General features: G+C 74.2%; 15 protein-coding genes. 5 read left to right on the top strand and 10 right to left on the bottom strand.

Features of this window, described 5'->3' with window-relative positions:
* The first annotated feature begins 69 nt into the window (after window positions 1-69).
* The 3 genes from GA0070558_RS18520 (at window position 70) to GA0070558_RS18510 (ending at window position 2,935) form a co-directional block, all read left to right on the top strand.
* Complete coding sequence (locus GA0070558_RS18520) at window positions 70-423, top strand: PadR family transcriptional regulator (protein ID WP_256092009.1); 354 nt, start codon at window positions 70-72, stop codon at window positions 421-423.
* The gene (locus tag GA0070558_RS18515; RefSeq protein WP_141722246.1) at window positions 420-1,628 is read left to right on the top strand and encodes a hypothetical protein; all 1,209 of its coding nucleotides are present in this window, start codon (window positions 420-422) and stop codon (window positions 1,626-1,628) included. The genes GA0070558_RS18520 and GA0070558_RS18515 overlap by 4 nt, the downstream gene beginning before the upstream one ends.
* Window positions 1,629-1,729: 101 nt before the next feature.
* The gene (locus GA0070558_RS18510; protein ID WP_256092013.1) at window positions 1,730-2,935 is read left to right on the top strand and encodes an IS256 family transposase; all 1,206 of its coding nucleotides are present in this window, start codon (window positions 1,730-1,732) and stop codon (window positions 2,933-2,935) included.
* Between the two features lie 25 nt (window positions 2,936-2,960).
* Here the strand turns inward: GA0070558_RS18510 and GA0070558_RS18505 are convergent, their stop codons facing one another.
* The 9 genes from GA0070558_RS18505 to GA0070558_RS18465 all read right to left on the bottom strand — a co-directional run bounded on the left by GA0070558_RS18505 (window position 2,961) and on the right by GA0070558_RS18465 (window position 13,738).
* Window positions 2,961-3,353: an ABC transporter ATP-binding protein gene (locus tag GA0070558_RS18505; RefSeq protein WP_141722245.1), complete on the bottom strand. Its 393-nt coding sequence runs from the start codon at window positions 3,351-3,353 to the stop codon at window positions 2,961-2,963.
* Between the two features lie 33 nt (window positions 3,354-3,386).
* Window positions 3,387-3,716 carry a hypothetical protein gene (locus GA0070558_RS18500; RefSeq protein ID WP_218107023.1) on the bottom strand — a complete coding sequence of 110 codons (330 nt, stop codon included), beginning with the start codon at window positions 3,714-3,716 and terminating at the stop codon, window positions 3,387-3,389.
* A 191-nt stretch (window positions 3,717-3,907) separates the two neighbouring features.
* Window positions 3,908-4,531 (bottom strand): helix-turn-helix transcriptional regulator, encoded by a 624-nt coding sequence (locus tag GA0070558_RS18495; protein ID WP_091281752.1) that lies wholly within the window; start codon window positions 4,529-4,531, stop codon window positions 3,908-3,910.
* Between the two features lie 80 nt (window positions 4,532-4,611).
* Window positions 4,612-4,932 (bottom strand): hypothetical protein, encoded by a 321-nt coding sequence (locus tag GA0070558_RS18490; protein WP_228986943.1) that lies wholly within the window; start codon window positions 4,930-4,932, stop codon window positions 4,612-4,614.
* An 11-nt stretch (window positions 4,933-4,943) separates the two neighbouring features.
* On the bottom strand, window positions 4,944-8,213 hold the full coding sequence (locus GA0070558_RS18485) for a right-handed parallel beta-helix repeat-containing protein (protein WP_091281939.1): 3,270 nt from the start codon (window positions 8,211-8,213) through the stop codon (window positions 4,944-4,946).
* Entirely contained in the window at window positions 8,210-10,783 is a 2,574-nt protein-coding gene (locus tag GA0070558_RS18480; RefSeq protein ID WP_091281746.1) for a hypothetical protein, read from the bottom strand. The genes GA0070558_RS18485 and GA0070558_RS18480 overlap by 4 nt, the downstream gene beginning before the upstream one ends.
* 225 nt (window positions 10,784-11,008) lie before the next feature.
* Window positions 11,009-11,671 (bottom strand): LuxR C-terminal-related transcriptional regulator, encoded by a 663-nt coding sequence (locus GA0070558_RS18475; protein ID WP_091281742.1) that lies wholly within the window; start codon window positions 11,669-11,671, stop codon window positions 11,009-11,011.
* Entirely contained in the window at window positions 11,668-12,894 is a 1,227-nt protein-coding gene (locus GA0070558_RS18470; RefSeq protein WP_091281738.1) for a sensor histidine kinase, read from the bottom strand. Before GA0070558_RS18470 ends, GA0070558_RS18475 begins: the two co-directional genes overlap by 4 nt.
* On the bottom strand, window positions 12,872-13,738 hold the full coding sequence (locus GA0070558_RS18465; RefSeq protein WP_141722244.1) for a hypothetical protein: 867 nt from the start codon (window positions 13,736-13,738) through the stop codon (window positions 12,872-12,874). The genes GA0070558_RS18470 and GA0070558_RS18465 overlap by 23 nt, the downstream gene beginning before the upstream one ends.
* 303 nt (window positions 13,739-14,041) lie before the next feature.
* On the opposite strand from GA0070558_RS18465, the gene GA0070558_RS18460 reads away from it, so the two are divergent.
* Both GA0070558_RS18460 and GA0070558_RS18455 read left to right on the top strand, forming a co-directional pair.
* On the top strand, window positions 14,042-14,956 hold the full coding sequence (locus GA0070558_RS18460; RefSeq protein ID WP_256092008.1) for an AfsR/SARP family transcriptional regulator: 915 nt from the start codon (window positions 14,042-14,044) through the stop codon (window positions 14,954-14,956).
* A 30-nt stretch (window positions 14,957-14,986) separates the two neighbouring features.
* Entirely contained in the window at window positions 14,987-15,952 is a 966-nt protein-coding gene (locus GA0070558_RS18455) for a GlcNAc-transferase family protein (protein ID WP_091281729.1), read from the top strand.
* Here the strand turns inward: GA0070558_RS18455 and GA0070558_RS18450 are convergent.
* Entirely contained in the window at window positions 15,841-16,617 is a 777-nt protein-coding gene (locus tag GA0070558_RS18450) for a type VII secretion system-associated protein (protein ID WP_256092007.1), read from the bottom strand. The two genes, GA0070558_RS18455 and GA0070558_RS18450, sit on opposite strands and share 112 nt — an antisense overlap.
* Window positions 16,618-16,623 lie beyond the last annotated feature (6 nt).

The raw sequence follows: 16,623 nt of genomic DNA, 5'->3' as shown, positions 1-16,623 counted from the left end.
CGGGATGGGCGGACGCACGCCGAGGATCCACTCTGGCTTAATAGTCAAATGATTTGTATATTCTATCGCGTGACACGTCCGATGAGAGAACCGACGTTCTGGATCCTGACCGCCCTGGTGGAGCAGCCCCGCCACGGATACGGCGTGATCCAGCAGGTAGCGAAGCTGTCCGGTGGTGAGACGCGGCTGCTGCCGGCCACGCTCTACGCCGCGCTGGACCGGCTGGCCGCCGAGGGACTGGTGGAGGTCGACCGGGAGGAGGCCGTGGACGGACGGCTCCGCCGCTACTACCGACTGACCGAGGAGGGCGGCGCCGCGTTGACTGTGGAGACGCAACGACTCAGTCGCAAGGTGCAGACCGCCACCCGGCTGCTGAACACCCTGAGTCCGCCCGCCGGGCCGGCGACGGTGACGTTCGGATGAGAGAGACGAGATCGGCGACGCACCGGCGCTACCGTCTGCTCGCGCGCGCCTACCCGCCCGGGCCTCGCCGCGCCGAACTGCTCGACACGATGCTCCTGGCCGCCGAGGAAGCGGGTCGCCGCAGACCTGCCGTACGGGAGATCCTCGACGTGCTCCGGCACGCCCCGCGAGCGCGGCTGGGGCGACCGGGCAGCCGGGCGGTGGTCCCCGTCGCCGTCGTCGTCGCGCTGCTCAGCGGCTTCGTGACCGCGTCGCTCGCCGCCCGCCTCGTCGGCGAGACCGACCGGCCGCTGCCCACCGCGACGGACATGGCCGGCATCGCCGCACTGGTCACGCCGGGTGTCCTGGCCCCCACACTTGAGCGGCACGACCGGGTCTTCGTCAACGGTAACGGCGAGGCCCAGTTCAGCCAGGTCCGCTACCAGGCCGACCATGTCACGCCGATACCCGACCTGCGCAGCTATGACGCCGATGTCGCCGACCGACTGACCGCCGTCGGCTGGAGACTCGGGCCGACGTCCTTCGCGGGTCACACCGATCTGCGTACCGCCGAGACCCTGACTGCGGCGAAGGACGGTTGGGTGCTGACCTTCGCCAACAACCACCAGTCCCTGAACCCGACAGACGGTGGTTGGTTCGAGGTCTCGGTACGCCGGGCCGAGCCGGCCTCGCTGCCCGCCGCATTCGCGGCAGGCGGGCTGCTCGGCACCGCGATCGGCTGGCTGTTGGCGGGCTGGGCGAGCCGCCGCTCGGAGCACCATCCGGCGGCCAGCGGTGTTCTCGCCCTGCTGGCCGTCGTGGCCGGCGGGAGCGCCGTCTTCATGGTCATCCACGTCGTACGGGACTACCTCGCCGTCCTCAAGTGGGGATTCGCCACCCATGAGGGACCGATCTGGTCGTGGCTCGTTCTCGGCGACGAGGGCCAACTCCTGCTCGCACCGACGATGCTCGCCGCCGTCGTGGCGATCGTGATCCTGGCCCTGTGCCGCCCTCACCGCGCAGGACCGTCGTCCCGCCCCTCCCCGGTCCCACGCGTCAGCAAACCGATCGTGCTCGCGACGTTCGGGCTGGTGGCGATCAGTACGGTCGCCTGCACCGGGTTCAGCCGAGAACTGGTCGTCATCGCGGTGCTCATGGCGATCGCGTGGGCAGGGCACCTGGGTCGGACCAGAAAAAACCGGCGGGACTGTACAAATAACGGCTGATCGACCGATCAAGGGAGAGACGCCAGATGACGACCGAGACCACCGTGGGACAGTCGGCCGCCGGGCCGGTGGGTGCGGTCACGGATGAGCAGTTGATCGCGATGCTGGTCGATCGGGCTCGTGATGACGGGTTGAAGCTGACCGGTGAGGGCGGGCTGCTGCAGCAGCTGACCAAGCGGGTCCTCGAGTCCGCCCTTGAGGGAGAGATCACCGACCACGTCGGCTACGACAAGCACGACCCGGCCGGTCGGGGCAGCGGGAACACCCGCAACGGCAGCCGGACCAAGACGGTGCTCACCGACGTCGGGCCGGTCGAGGTGCGAGTTCCACGCGATGCCGCCGGGACGTTCGAGCCGCAGATCGTGCGCAAGCGTCAGCGGCGCCTGACCGGGGTCGACGACATGGTGCTGTCGTTGTCGGCCAAGGGCTTGACCCATGGGGAGATCGCCGCGCATCTGGCTGAGGTCTATGGCGCCGAGGTGTCGAGGCAGACGATCTCCACCATCACCGACAAGGTGATGGACGGGATGGCCGAGTGGCAGAACCGGCCTCTCGACAGGGTGTATCCGGTCGTGTTCATCGACGCCGTCAACGTCAAGATCCGCGATGGTCAGGTCGCGAACCGGCCGATCTACGTCGTCATGGCGGTCACGGTCGACGGCAACCGGGACATCCTCGGGATCTGGGCTGGTGACGGTGGTGAGGGCGCGAAGCACTGGCTGCATGTGCTCACCGAGCTGAAGAACCGCGGTGTCGCCGACGTGTTGATGCTGGTCTGTGACGGGCTCAAGGGCCTGCCGGACGCTGTCGCGACGGTGTGGCCGCGCACGATCGTGCAGACCTGTGTGGTGCATCTGTTGCGCAACTCGTTCCGGTACGCGGCTCGCCAGGACTGGGACAAGATCGCCAAAGCACTCAAACCGGTCTACACCGCGGCGACCGAGGACGCCGCGACCGAACGGTTCCTCGAGTTCGCCGAGACCTGGGGACGCAAGTACCCGGCGATCGTGAAGCTGTGGGAGAACGCCTGGGCCGAGTTCGTGCCCTTCCTCGCCTTCGACGTGGAGATCCGCAAGGTCATCTGCTCCACCAACGCGATCGAGAGCGTGAACGCCCGCATCCGCAAGGCCGTCCGCGCCCGGGGCCACTTCCCGAACGAGGCCGCAGCACTCAAGTGCGTCTACATGGCGTTGATGAGCCTCGACCCCACCGGCACCGTACGCCGACGGTGGACCATGCGCTGGAAGGCACCCCTGAACGCCTTCCAGATCGCCTTCGAAGGCCGGCTCACCCCGGCCAACAACTGACCACCTCAACAACCAAGATCAGCCGTTAACTTGACAGGGCGCGTTGCCGGGCCCGGCGGGGAGACCGCCCGGCCAGCAACGCGGCCAGCTCGACGTTCTCCACGGCGGTCAGCTCGTCCATGAGGTGGAACGACTGGAAGACGAAGCCGATGTGCTGTCGCCGCAGCTGGGCGAGGGCGCGTTCGCTCATGGCGTCGACCCGCTGCCCGGCCAGCACGATCTCGCCGTGGGTGGGGCGTTGCAGCCCGCCGAGCAGGTGCAGCAGGGTCGACTTGCCGCAGCCGCTGGGACCCATGATGGCCAGCGTCTGCCCCGCCGGCACTTCCAGGTCGACGTCGTCGACCGCGCGCACGAGGGCGCTGTCCCGGCCGTACCACCTGCTCACCGCGCGGGCCCGCAGCACCGCCGGCCCGGTCATGCGGCGCCACCCGGCGTGCCCCGCCGCCCTCGGTCATCGCTTGGCCTCCTGCCCGGCCTGGTCACGCCCGGTCCAGGTCCGCTCGCACGCTTCCAGCCACTCCAGGTCGGCCCGCAGCCGCAACACGACCCCCTCCAACAGCAACCCGACGACCGGGTCCACCGCCCGGTCCAACGCGGCCCGCTGGGCGTCGCGCAGGCGGCGCAGCACCTCACGCCGCTGCGCGTCGACCAGATCCACCGGGTCGGCGAGCCGGGCGGCAGCGGCGGCCACCAGCTTGAGGTGGAACTCGGTGAGGTCGGGCCTCGGCCAGTGCACCTCGGCTAGCCAGGCGGCGACCCGCTGCTGCCCGGCAGGGGTCAACGCGTAGACCCGGCGGTCGGGCCGGTCCGCACCCTAGGGCGATTTGACACCCCCGATAGCTAACAGTGGGGTGGTGGACACGGAACGGGTCCGGCGGGCGTACGCCCGCCGCTCGTGCGGGGAGCAGCAGTGATCCGGTGCCGTTGCGCACGCGCCGCGACGCGGGGGCGACCCGCAACCGACGGCAGCGGTCAGATCATCCCGGCACGGAGGGCGTACGCGACCGCGTGCGAGCGGTTCCGCAGCTTGAGGCGGTGCGTGAAGCCGTAGATGACGTTCTTGACGGTGCGTTCGGAATAGCAGAGCCGGCTGGCGATCTCGTTGGTGTCCAGGCCCTCGGCCATCAGGCGGAGCACGTCGATCTCCCGCGCGTTCAGGCCCGAGGCGGTCAGGCCGTGCGGGGTGAGCACGTCGCGCTGGAGCCGCTCGATGTGCTTGAGCAGCTCGCCGACCAGGTTCGGGGGCATCACCCCGCCGCCGTCGCGGGCCGCCACCAGGCTGTCGACGAGCCGGTCCGTGGTGATCGCCGCCCGGGGCTGGATCGCCACCACCCGGCAGTCGACCGCCGTGATCAACTCCGTCTGGCTGATCTCGTTGGCGATCAGGACGGTGGGCGCGCCGGATCCGGCCGCGTTGCGCCGCAGCACCGCCACGACGTCGGTGGTGAGCCGGTCGGCGACGACGAGCAGCACGTCGGCCTCGTCCTGCCGCCCGTCGTCGAGCAGGGTCACCTCGGCACGATGCCGCAGGTAGTCGCCGACGCCGGCCCGGCTCAGCGGATCCGTCGCGTGCACGGCGACCCTGACCTGTTCCACAACAACCTCCCGGTGACTCGGCACGCGACCAAGTCTCGGCAGGGCGTCTTCACGAACCCTTCACGATCCCGGCGGGCGGCTCACCGCGGCGGCCGGCGGGCGAGCCGGAGGGCCTCGATGTACTTGGGTAGCTCCCGGGCGGCGTGCTCCAGCCGGCCGGGCGTCAGCTGCTCGGCGAAGACGACGTCCACCACGGCCTGGGCGAGCCCCGGCGGCAGGTCGCACACGGCGGGACGGGCCCCGCCCTCCCACACCCGCAGGATCCGCATCCGCTCCACGACGACGTCCAGCGTGCGCCGCAGCCCGGCGACGGCCTCGTCGGCCACCGCCGCGTCCAGCTCCAGGCGGCCCTGCGTGGCCAGGGCGAGGAACAGGTCCCCGGCGAAGTCCTCGGCGTCCAACGGGCCCGCCCTCAGCCGACCGCGGCCAGGCCGCCCGTCGGCTGCGGGCTCCAGCTCACGCCGACCAGGTCGGCCACGGCGAGGGTACGCGACGCGGCGGTGCGGGCCAGGCCGGCGGCGAGCAGGTGCGCGCCGCGTACAGTGGGCTCGGCCAGCCGCGCGGCCAGGTCCGCGATCGCCGCGCGGACCTCGTCGGGCACCTCGTGTCCCCGGCGCAGCAGCTGCCGTACGGCGATCTCGCCCAGCTCGGCGGCCGAGTGCGGTGGCACCCGCCAGTGCCGGCCGAAGGCGTCCGCCAGCCCCGGCACGCCGTCGGTTGCCGGCTCCTCGCCGATCAGGACCACCAGCGGGTCGGCAGGGTTGTCGCGCATCTCGTCGACCAACGCCTCCAGCACCTCGGCGGCGGCCTCGACGCGGGCGTGCTCGACGACGAGCACCCCGCCCCGCGCGTCGCGGACCGCCGCCCGGACCAGGTGGCGGGCCTGGCCGGGCCACTGCGGCGCGAGGTCGCCGGCCACCGACACCCGGACCAGCTGGCCGGTCGACACCAGGCCCAGCTCGGACAGCGCCGCGGCGTAGTGCCGGGCGTACTCGGTGCGGCCGTCGCCCCGCCGGCCGGTGATGACGACGTTGCCGGCCCTGCCGATCGACCGGTGACGGCCGCGTAGCCGGCAGAGCTCCACCAGGGTCGCCGCGGCGGCCTCGCGCACGGCCTCGCCGCCGACCAGCTCGCCCATCCGCCGCCAGCCGTGGGTCGCGTCGACCGCGCCGGCCGGGTCGGCCGCCGCGTCGGGCGCGGAGTCGGCCGGCGTCGGCAGCTCGTCGAGCAGGGCCAGCTCCGGCCCCAGGTCGGCAGCGGTCAGGCGGTTCAGGGCGACGTCCCGGCCCGGCGGCAGGGCCGCCAGCCGGGACGCCTGGTTGTTGATCATCGCCTCGAACAGTTTGCGGGCGACCCGGCCGTTGCCGAACGTCGGCCCCTTCGGCACCCGCTCGAAGTAGCGGGTCACGGCGTCGTGGGCGTCGTCGGTCAGCTCGTAGTAGTGCTTGGCGCACAGGTTCGACGTGATCGTGACCAGCTCGTCGACCGAGTAGTTCGGGAACTCGACGGTCCGGGTGAACCGGGAGGCCAGGCCGGGGTTGGAGTCGAGGAACCGCCCCATCAGCTCCGAGTAGCCGGCCACGATCACGACCAGCTCGTCGCGGTGGTCCTCCATCATCTTCATCAGCGCGTCGATGGCCTCCTGGCCGAAGTCCGGCCCGGACCCGCCCGAGCCGGCGGAGAGCGTGTACGCCTCGTCGACGAACAGGACCCCACCCAGCGCCCTGGTGACCAGCTCGGTGGTCTTGATCGCGGTCGATCCGATGTACTGTCCGACCAGGTCCGCCCGGGCCGCCTCGACCAGGTGTCCCTTGGTCAGGACGCCGAGTTCGGCCAGAACCGAGCCGTAGAGCCGGGCCACCGTGGTCTTGCCGGTGCCCGGCGGGCCGGCGAAGACGAGGTGCCGGCTCATCGGCGGCATCGGCAGGCCCATCCGCTGCCGCGCCTGCGCCATCCGGATGAGGTTGACCAGGGCGCTGACCTCCTGCTTGACGCCCCTGAGCCCGATCAGGCCGGCGAGTTCGCCCAGCGCCCCGGCCGGCGACTCCGCGCCGGGCGGTGGGGTCGGCGGCCCGTCGTCGGCCGGGGACGCGTCGGGCGGGCGGGGGGAGTGGCCCGGCGCGCGAACGGGGTCCTCCGTGTCCCGCAGCGCCACCCGGGCGTCCGCGCCGCGGCGCAGGTCCTCCCCGGCGCTGCCCCGCACCGTGCAACGGGTCAGCTCGACCGGCAGGCCGGTGTCGACGCCGACCCCGTCGCCGGCGCTGTCCAGCACCTCGCACTCGGTGAGGGTGCCGCTGCTGCCGGGGCCCAGCAGCACGCCGGTGCCGCCGGCGTCGCGGATCCGGGTACGAGTGGCCGTGAGGACCACCCCGTCCCCGGCGGTCAGCGCGGTGCCCGATGCCGCCACGATCTCGCAGTCGCGTACGGTGACGGTCGCCGCGTCCACGGCGAGCAGTCCGGCGCCCCGCAGCCGGGCCGATTCGAGCCCCAGGGTGGACCCGCCGCCGACCGTGACGGCGTGCTCGCCGCCGCCGGAGAGCCGCGCGTCGCGCACCGTCGCGACGCCCCCGCCGCGGACCTCGACGGCGACCCCCGCGCCGCCGTCCACCCGCAGGTCCGTGCCCTCGACCGTCGCGCCGTCGACCAGCAGGCCGGCGCCGGCGAACCGGTCCGCGCGCAGCCGTCCCAGCTCGACGTCGGCGCCGCCGACGACCCTGGCGACGTGTTCGCCGGTGCCGTGCACGGTCAGGCCGTCGAACCGTGGCCGGCTCCCGCCGTCGGCCTGGACGCCGACGGGGGAGTCGGCGACCGTGCAGTCGGTGAAGCGGGGGCGGGCCCCGCCGGTGACGTGCACGGCGGCCCCGCCCGCCGAGCGGAAGAGGCAGTCGTGGAAGTGCGGCGTGGCGCCGTCGGCCACGTGCGCCGCCTGCACCTCGGCGCCGGCGAACTCGGAGCCCGTGACCGTCACGTCCACCTCGCCGCGGACGTAGAGGTCGACGTTGCGGCTGTCGCGGACGGTGAGCCCGGTGACCCGGGCGTGCCCGCGCTGCTCCACCACCAGCGCGGGTTTGCCCGCACCGGTGATCTCGCACTCCTCGATGACGCAGCGGGCGTCGCCGTTGACGCAGATGCCGTTGTCGCCGGGGCTGCGCACGGCGCTGCGCCGCAGGGTGAGCACGCCCTTCTCGGCGACCACGATGCCGGACGAGCTGATGTCGGTGACCACCGTGTCCTCGACCGTGCTGAGCCGGTCCGAGGTGACCACGATGCCGGCGCCGCCCGTGCTGCCGACCGTGCAGCCGTGCAGCGCGATGGAGCCCTCGTGCCGGGCCAGCAGCGCCACCCACGCGGCGCCCCGGACGGCGCAGTTGTCCAGCGCGACCTGCCCGGAGTGCACGTCCACGGCGGCGAGCCGGTCGTCCGCGCTGGAGAGCACGATGCCGCGCAGTTGCGCCCCCGTGCCGTTGCCGACCAGGACGCTGCCCTCCTCGACGTGCACCTCGACGGTGCCGACGCCGTCCTCGGCGACGATCGTGACGCTGTTGCCGACAACGAGCCTCTCGCTGTAGCGCCCGGCGTGCACCGCGATGGTCGTGCCCGGGCGGGCCCGCGACAGCGCGGAGCCGATGCTCGGGTACGCGTTCGGGCGGCCGCCGCCGACCACCAGCACCTCGCCGCTCATCGCGCCGCACCGCCGACGAGGCCGGGCAGCGCGGCGAACCGGCCCGCCGCCCCGGGGCCCACCCGCGTGGCGGGTTCGGCCCCGGCCCACCGGTCCACCCCGCGCCGCAGCGTGGTCAGGGCCAGCTCGTCCAGGGACAGCCGGTGGGGGTCGACCCGCCCGTCGGGGTCGATCTCGTTGGCGCCGAGCTCCCGCATCATGACGTGACCGCGCCGGCCGCCCTCAGGACGGCGTACCTCAAGGATCTTGAAGCTGGTGCCGGGCACGAACAGCACCCGGTCGTCGGCGCGTTCCTCGCCGCCGGGTTCGAGCAGGGCGGTCCGGCGCGCGGTCATCGACCACAGCAGCACGTCCACGTCGCCGTCCTGACCGGCGCACGGCGCGGTGAGGGCGTTGACGAAGCCCCACTCGGTGACCAGCCCGCCCCGGCGGTAGAGCGCCCACTGGGCGTCGGAGGCCGTGGTCGTGTAGACGGTGGCGCCCCGGTGCGACGGTAGCCGGGACAGGCCGGCGACCGCGCAGCGGGCGAAGGGCACGTGCGGGCCGGGCTCCCCGCTGCGCAGGCCCGCGTCGATGGCCGCGCCGCGCCGGGACAGGTAGAGGCGGACGGCCACCCAGTCGGCCAGGACCTCGTCGACGGCGTGCCCGGCGCTGCGCTGCATCCCCGGATGCTCGGACAGCAACCGGGCCACCGAGCTGGCGAGCTGGTCGAACTCGCGGCTCAGCGTCCGCCGCAGCCAGGCCCGCTCGTCGGTCAGCGGTCGTCCCTCGACCAGCAGCGCCGCCGCCGCCGGAGCGGGGACGGGTTGCCGGCGGACCGGGGCCGGTGCGGGCGCGGGCGGGCGCGGCGTGGGGGCGGTGCCGGTCGCGTCGGAGGCGGTGCCGTGCGGGCGCGGCGTGGGGGGCGGCGGGGCGGACGCCGGCCCGGGCGACACCGGCGCCAGCCCGACCGCCAACGCGATCGGCTCCGGCAGGGCGGCGATCGGCGGGACGATCGGCGCGGCGGTCGGCACGGTGGTGGCCGGTCCCGGCGCGGCGGCGATCGGCGCGGCGGTCGGCTCCGGCCCGGCTGCGATCGGCACTGCGGTGGCCGGCTCCGGCCCGACGGCCGTGACCGGCTCGATCGCGGCGACGACCTCGGCGGCGAGGACCTCGGCGGCGACACCCACGACGGCAGCGGCGGTCCCGATGGTGGGGGCGGGCGGCAGGACCCCGACGGCCGGTGACGCCGGGATGGCCGGGACCGCCGCGACCGGCGGCCGATCTCCGTCGGGGCTCAGCGCGCCGAGCGCCGGCCCGGCGGGCCGTGGCTCCGGGGCCAGGGCCGACGCGGGCAGCAGCACGTTGCCCGCCGCCGTGCGCTCGTCGAGCCGGGCCAGCACGTCCGCGGCGAGCTCCCGCATCCGGGCGGCGGTCTCCTCGACCGAGTCGTCGAAGAACAGGGTGCTGTGCTCCGGGTCGACGAACGCGGCGCGGACCCGCTCGGCGTTCGGGGGCACCTGCGGCGGCCGGATCCACAGCCCGGCCTGTACGACCTCGATCACGGCGTCCGCGGCGTACCAGTAGACGCGCGGCTCCACCTCGTCGCTCCAGCGCAGCGGGCCACGGTGGCTGAGCACCACGGGACACCGGGCCGCCGACCGCGGGCGCGAGCGGGGCGCGTATCCGAGCTCGCTAGCGAAGACGGGCCAGCCCAGCGACGCGTCGGCGCGTACGGTGCGGAACTCGGTCCGGTCCGGGGTGCCGATCGGCACCCCGGTGTAGCAGACCACCGTGGACTGGAAGAGGTCGGCGAGCCGCTGGCCGAGGGCCTCGCCGTCGGGCAGGTCGACGGTGCCGTACTGGACGAAGCGGGCCCGGGTGCGGCTGTCCGCGTCGAGATCGCGCCAGAACCGCATGACGTCGTCGAGCGACAACGGCGCGGTGCCGGGGCAGCCGAGGAGCACGGTCATCGTCTCGTGGTGGCACGGCACGCCGCTCACCAGCCGGTCGCGGTGCCGCTCGATCAGCTCCGGCTCGCCGGTGTCGTGGATCCACACGCCGCCCGGCAGCGGCTCGATCTCCCCCGTCGAGCTGGACGCGCGACGCCGCACGGCGGCGGCGTCCCAGCACGGCGCCGGATAGCGCTTCGAGTCCCATTCCGGTGCCCGGCCGGGCCGGAACCGGATCCAGCCGCTGTCGGAGGCGGAGTGGACGAACAGCGATCCGGCCGCCCCCCGGACGAGGGTGCCGTCGGGGGCGACGACCGTGCGGTTGAGCCGCTCGGACAGCCACTGCCCGGCCATCGCCGCCGGCCCGTGCTGGCGACCGCAGGTCATCAGGCGGATGCCCCGGCGGCGGCGGGGCAGCGCCCCGGCCATCGACTCCCACGACGTGATCGGCATCCCGTCGGCGAGGTCCAGCACCACCACGTCGTTCTCGTGGTCCTCGGCCACGGAGAGCGCCAGCGACTGGGCCTCCGGGCTGATCACGCCCTCGGCGTGCAGCACCACGGCGTTGCCCACGGTGTGCCGGACGATGCCTCCGGGGTCCCGGTCACCACGGAAGCGGCCTCGGAGCAGGGATACCACGGCGTTCCACCTTCCGTCGAGGTCGGGTGACGGGCGCACGACCCGCGCGGCTCGCCCGCTGCGGGCCATGCGGCAACCGGACCGTACAAGCGGGGGCCCGGCCGGGTCTGCGCCCCGGCGGCGGGGAGGTACGAGCGCGCAACATGACTGCACGCGAGCGCCAGGCTGGACGAGCGCGGGCCTCGGGGCGGTGCAGAATCAGACCGGCGGGAGCGACGGGGTGGATCAGTGGTCGTGGTTCAGCCAGAGCAGGACGGCCTCGGTGCGGTTCTGGACGCCGAGCTTCGCGAAGACGTGGTTGAGGTGGTTCTTCACGGTCTTCTCGGTGAGCCCCAGCCGGCGGCCGATGGCGGCGTTGGTGATGCCGGTGCCCAGCAGGTCGAGCACCTCCTGTTCGCGCCGGGACAGTCCGTACCTGCGCAGTGCCGACCGCCGGGCCAGGTCGCGGTCCCGGGCGTCGTCCGGCGGGGGCTCGTGCCGGCGCAGCGCGGTGACCGCGACGGAGGCCGCGGTGGGCGACAGCCAGCTTCCCCCGGCGGCGACCTCCCGGACGGCGTCGAGCAGGTCGTCCGGCCGGAACTGGCCCCAGACCAGATAGCCGCCGGCCCCGCCGCGCAGCATCCCGGAGACGGTCCCGGGGTCGGTGTCGCTGGTCAACGCCAGGATCCTGGTGTGCGCGCTCAGGTCGCCGACGACCGAAAGCCCGTCGGCGACCGGCATGCGGTAGTCGAGCAGCGTCACGTGCGGGCGCAGGCTGGTCACCAGCCGCAGCGCCTCCCGGCCGTCCGACGCCTCGCCGACGATCCGCACGTCGGACGCCGCGGCGAGGAAGCCCCGCACGGCCGCCCGGACGATCGGGTTGTCGTCCACGACGACGAGGTCGATCATGCCGGTCGGTGCGCGGCGACCGGCGCGGGTCGCGGCACGCCGACCTCGACCGTCAGGCCGCGCCCCGGGCTGGAGCGCACCGTGGCCGTGCCGCCGACCGTGCGGGCGCGCTCCGCGATCCCCAGCAGGCCGTAGTGGCCCCTGGCGCGCAGCTCGGTGAGGTCGGCCGGCACGTCGAAGCCCTTCCCGTCGTCCTCGATGGTCAGCCGGAGCACCGTGCCGGTGTGTGCGAGGCCGACCGTCACCCGGCCGGCCTCGGCGTGCCGCTCGACGTTGTGCAGCGCCTCCCGCAGGATCCTGCTCAGTTCGTAGCGTACGGCCGCCGCCGGGTCGACGTCCTCGGCGGTCAGCCGCACCGGCGTCCCCGTGGCCGCCGACCACTCCCGGCAGATCCTGTCGAGGCTGGCGGCGAAGTCCTGGTCGGCGTCGTCGAGGCGGAGCCCCTCGATCAGGTCGCGCGCCTCGCCGGCGGCGGCGTCGGCACCGGCCGCGACGACGTTGGCGAGCTGTTCGGCCAGCTCCGGGCCGCTGCGCAGCGACGCCGGCAGGGCCAGGGCGGCGAAGGAGACCCCCCGCAACGTCTTCGCCACCGAGTCGTGCAGCTCCCGGGCCAGCCGAGCCCGCTCGGAGGCCGCCGCCGACCGCTGCGCGACCCCGATGATGTCGACCAGCATGTCCACGTGCCGCACGGTCGCCTGCGTCACCCACGCGGCGACGATCCCCGTCACGACGGTCGTCATCGGGAACGCCACCACGAACGCGGACACCTCCGACGGCACGTCGTCGGCGCGCAGGATCCGCGCCGCGGCGATGAACCCGAGGAGCGCGTCCACCGCCCACAACAGCCAGGCGCGGGTGCCCAGCAGCACCCCGGCCAGGGCGGCGCCGCCGGCGGCGAACAGGAAGAACGCCGCGCCGCCGGCCTGGAGGGCGAGCACCGCACCGAGCAGCAGCGCGTCGAGGGTGAGGGCGGAGCCGACGAACCGCACGCAGTGGGGGTGCCGGGAGAGCACGGTCACCTCGACGGCGGTCGACAGCACGACGAGGCCGATCACCATCAGCAGCCGGTCCGGGCGCTCGACGATGAGCAGGCCGGCGGCCGAGGCGGTGACCGTGACGATCGCCCGCCCGAGCAGGACGGCGCGGCACAGCGCCGCCACCGCCGCCAGCCGCTCGACCTGGGTGGCCGAGTGGATCCGGTCAGCCGACGATGGCGATGTCATCGAGGTAGAACCGGTTGACTTGTGGGACCTCGTCGGCGGCCACCACCAGGTCGATGCGGGTCAGCGAGGCGGCGCCGGTCAGCTGACCCAGCCGGACCGAGTAGTTGGTCCACCGGTCCGCGCCGGCGCTGACGGTGACCATGCCGCGCCCGGCGGGGGAGACGGAGACCCGCAGGACGGTGCCGTAGTCCCGGCCGCCCCACACCCGGAACCGCAGCACGTCGTCACCGTCGATGCGGACGGGCCGGGCCGCGATCAGCGCCATCTCCGTCTGCGGCAGCCCCGGCCGGGTGCGCTCCACCCGCAGGCCGACCTCGCCGGTGTCCGGGACCTTCCAGCCGGGCAGGAGCTTCAGCCCGTCGCCGGTTGCCCGCCAGCCGTTGCCGAAACCGGCGTTGTAGACGCCGCAGGAGACCGCCGCGGTGAGGGTGACGTCGTTGCCCTCGGGTTCGGCGGCGCACCGAGGCGTCGTGCCCGACGCGGTCGACCCGGAAGCGGGACGCGACGCGGAGCCGCCGGAGGGCGTGGCCGCGCCGGACCTCGGCGACGCGGCAGCCGACGACGGCACCGGGGTCGGCGAACCGGACGAGGCCGGTGGGCCGACGGGCGTGCTCGCCGGAACCGACACCGCCATCGCCGGTGGGCTCGTCGCCGGCGGTTCGTCGTCGCCGCCGGGCCCCATGATCAGGGACGGCAGGGCGATCGTCGCCACGGCGACGCCGACGAGGAGCGCGCCGAGCTGGACGCGACGCTGGGCCTCGCCCCGGGGGAGAATGTGCCGGTCGGAGCCGGCGGCGTCCTCTGTGGAGGAATCCTTCCCGCCCACATCGTCCCCCGTCCCCATGATTCGGGCACGATACCGGCCGCGGCGGAAGCGGAGCAAGTTGAGCCGGAGCAGATTGACGCGGTGTTTCCGCCCGGTGTCCAGCATGGATACGAACAGCGCGTTCCCGCCGGAAACTGTCGTCCGGCGATCCGGCCCCGCCATTGCGAAACGACGGCGGGGCCCGCGAATTGGGCCCCCCACAACGACCGCGGTGGGCACTTGGACCCATCGTCGTCGTAAACCGCTGACCTATGTTTTCCGGCGTCCACCCGGCGGTGGCCGGGAAGACGGTTCGTCGAAGCTGCGCAAAGGCGGTCAGCAATGGTGGAGACAGAACAGATGGAACGGGTCGCCGTCGGCGGAGCGGCCACGGCGCGCCTGCGGGTGTCGGTCCTGGGCCGGCTCCGCGCCTGGGTGCACGGCAGTGAGATCGACCTCGGCCCGGCGCGGCAGCGGGCCGTGTTCGCGGTGCTCGCCGCCCGCGCCGGCCGGGCGGTCGGCCGGGACGAGCTGGTCGAGGCGGTGTGGGGCGCCTCCCCGCCGGCCACGGCGGTCGGCAGCGTCTACACGTACGTCTGCGGGCTGCGCCGCCGGCTCCAGCCGGACCCGGCCCGCCCCCCGGCCGGCGACCTGCTCACCTCCACGCCGCATGGCTACGTGCTGCGGCTGCCCGGCGACGCGCTGGACGCGGCGGTCTTCGAGCGCTGGCGGGCCGAGGCGGCGGCGAAGGTGGCCGCCGGGGACGCCGAGGGCGCCATCGGGCGGCTGGGCGACGCGCTGCGGTTGTGGCACGGCGACCCCTACGCCGGGCTCCGCGCGCCGCACCTGGAGTGGGAGCGGGAGCGGTTGACCGAGCTGCGGCTGGCCGCCGCCGAGCAGTGGGCCCGGCTGCTGCTCGACCGTGGCCGCGACGACGGGCTGGTGGCCGAGCTGGCGGGCCTGGCCCGCGCCAACTGCCTGCACGAACCCGTCCACGAGCTGCTGATCCGGGCGCTGCACCGGGCCGGCCGCCACGCCGACGCCCTCGTGGTGTTCCGGCGGCTGCGGCGCACCCTGCGGGAGGAACTCGGCGTCGAGCCCGGTCCGGCCCTGCGCGCCGCGTACCGCCGGGTGCTGGCGGCGTGCGGGCGTCCCCCCGTCCGGGCCGAGGCCGCCCCGGCGTCGGCGGCGCGCGGCCACGGCCGCGACCACCCGGTCCCGTTCCGGCACGACCTCGCCCCGGCGCGCACGGCCTGACCGGGAAGCCAGACCAACCAGGGAGCAGGAATGACCGAACCGGCCACCAACAGGACGATCTTCGTGTCCGTGGCCTCGTACCGCGACCCGGAGCTCGTCGCTACGGTCCAGGACTGCCTGGCCAAGGCCGACCGGCCCGACAGCCTCCGCATCGGGGTCAACTGGCAGCACGCCGACGGAGAGGACATCTCCGCGCTGCGCGGCGACGCGCGGATCAGGATCGTGGAGTTCGACGCGGCCGAGAGCCGGGGCGCCTGCTGGGCCCGCGCCGAGGTCATGCGGCTCTACGACGGCGAGGACCACTTCCTCCAGATCGACAGTCACACTCGGTTCGCGCCGGGCTGGGACAGCAGGGTGCTGCGGCACGCGGCGGCCACCGGCGCGGCGAAGCCGATCGTCACGTCGTACCTGCCGGCCTACGAGCCGGGCACCGACTGCGACGGCACGGGCGAGCCGACCGTGATGGTGTGCGAGAGCTTCACCGACGACGGCATCCCGCTGTTCGGCCAGCGGGCCATCGGCGGCTGGCAGCAGCTCGCCGGCCCGCCCCGGGCGCGGTTCGTCTCGGCGCACTTCCTCTTCGCGCCCGGGTCGTTCGTCACCGAGGTCCCGTACGACCCGCGGGTCTACTTCATGGGCGAGGAGATCAGCCTGACCGTCCGCGCGTACACCTGGGGTTACGACCTGTTCCACCTGCCGGACCTGCTGGCCTGGCACTACTACCTGCGGCAGGAGGACGCGAAGCACTGGACCGACCACACCGAGCCCGGGGCGGGCAAGCCCTGGTGGGCGCGGGACCGGGCGAGCCGCCGCCGGGTCGTGACGATGCTGCGCAACGCGACGCCGGGCCCGTGGGGGTGCGGCCCGGCCCGCACGGTCGCCGACTACGAACGGTACGCGGGGATCGGGTTCCGGTCGGGCACCAGCTCGCCGGAGTGCCGCTCGGGCATGGAGCCGTCGTCCGGGGCCCCGGCGGGCGTCGGCGCGGCCGGCTGAGCGCCGTCGCCGGGGCGGGCCGCGTCGCCGTCGGCCGGGGGAGTGTCCCACCGGACGACGGCGACGCGGTCGTCGGCGCGCAGGCAGCGCCCGGCAGCGGCGCTCACCTCCGCGTCGGTCATCAGCACCGTCTCGCGGACGAACTCGCCGGTCAGCCGGGTGGCGGCCGGGCCACCCGGGTTGACCAGCACGTCGACGCCGTCGACCAGCAGGGTCACCAGGTCGTCGAGGTCCCCGTGCCGCCACGCCGGCGGCGCGCTGCGGGCCCGGTGCGCGGGCCCGGTCGCCACCACCACGCAGGGCACGCCGTCGGGGGACCGGGCGACCAGGGGCCGCCCGTCGCCGTCCATGCCGATGTCGAGGGCCGAGTCGCGGAGGACGAGCTGCAACTGTTCCGCGTCAGCCCGGTGGGACATGACGAGCCGCAGCACGGCGTCCAGCGGATCCGTCGGGGCGTTCTCGTCGCTCGGCACGTAACCGGGGTTCGCCCGGAACGCCCCGATGTCGCCGCCGTCGGTCACCGGCCATCCGCCGACGACCACCTCCAGCGGCGGCACCTCCTCGCCCGGCTCCGGCTCCCAGGCCGGGTCCATCAGGAGGAAGTAGTGCGCGGCGTCGTGCGGCAGCTCAGGCTGCATCTCGGCGGCCTCTCGGGTCGGGGGCACCGGACC

Source organism: Micromonospora haikouensis, from assembly GCF_900091595.1.
Classification (GTDB): domain Bacteria; phylum Actinomycetota; class Actinomycetes; order Mycobacteriales; family Micromonosporaceae; genus Micromonospora; species Micromonospora haikouensis.
Note: the sequence above shows the minus strand (reverse complement) of the source record. Positions and strands in the feature narration are given on the sequence as shown.

Excerpts from the sequence above, each read along its gene's own strand:
- GA0070558_RS18515 (WP_141722246.1), top strand. The coding sequence starts at position 420 with ATGAGAGAGACGAGATCGGCGACGCACCGGCGCTACCGTCTGCTCGCG.
- GA0070558_RS18510 (WP_256092013.1), top strand. The coding sequence starts at position 1,730 with ATGCTGGTCGATCGGGCTCGTGATGACGGGTTGAAGCTGACCGGTGAG.
- GA0070558_RS18505 (WP_141722245.1), bottom strand. The coding sequence starts at position 3,353 with ATGACCGGGCCGGCGGTGCTGCGGGCCCGCGCGGTGAGCAGGTGGTAC.
- GA0070558_RS18485 (WP_091281939.1), bottom strand. The coding sequence starts at position 8,213 with ATGAGCGGCGAGGTGCTGGTGGTCGGCGGCGGCCGCCCGAACGCGTAC.
- GA0070558_RS18475 (WP_091281742.1), bottom strand. The coding sequence starts at position 11,671 with ATGATCGACCTCGTCGTCGTGGACGACAACCCGATCGTCCGGGCGGCC.
- GA0070558_RS18470 (WP_091281738.1), bottom strand. The coding sequence starts at position 12,894 with ATGACATCGCCATCGTCGGCTGACCGGATCCACTCGGCCACCCAGGTC.
- GA0070558_RS18465 (WP_141722244.1), bottom strand. The coding sequence starts at position 13,738 with ATGGGGACGGGGGACGATGTGGGCGGGAAGGATTCCTCCACAGAGGAC.
- GA0070558_RS18460 (WP_256092008.1), top strand. The coding sequence starts at position 14,042 with ATGGTGGAGACAGAACAGATGGAACGGGTCGCCGTCGGCGGAGCGGCC.
- GA0070558_RS18455 (WP_091281729.1), top strand. The coding sequence starts at position 14,987 with ATGACCGAACCGGCCACCAACAGGACGATCTTCGTGTCCGTGGCCTCG.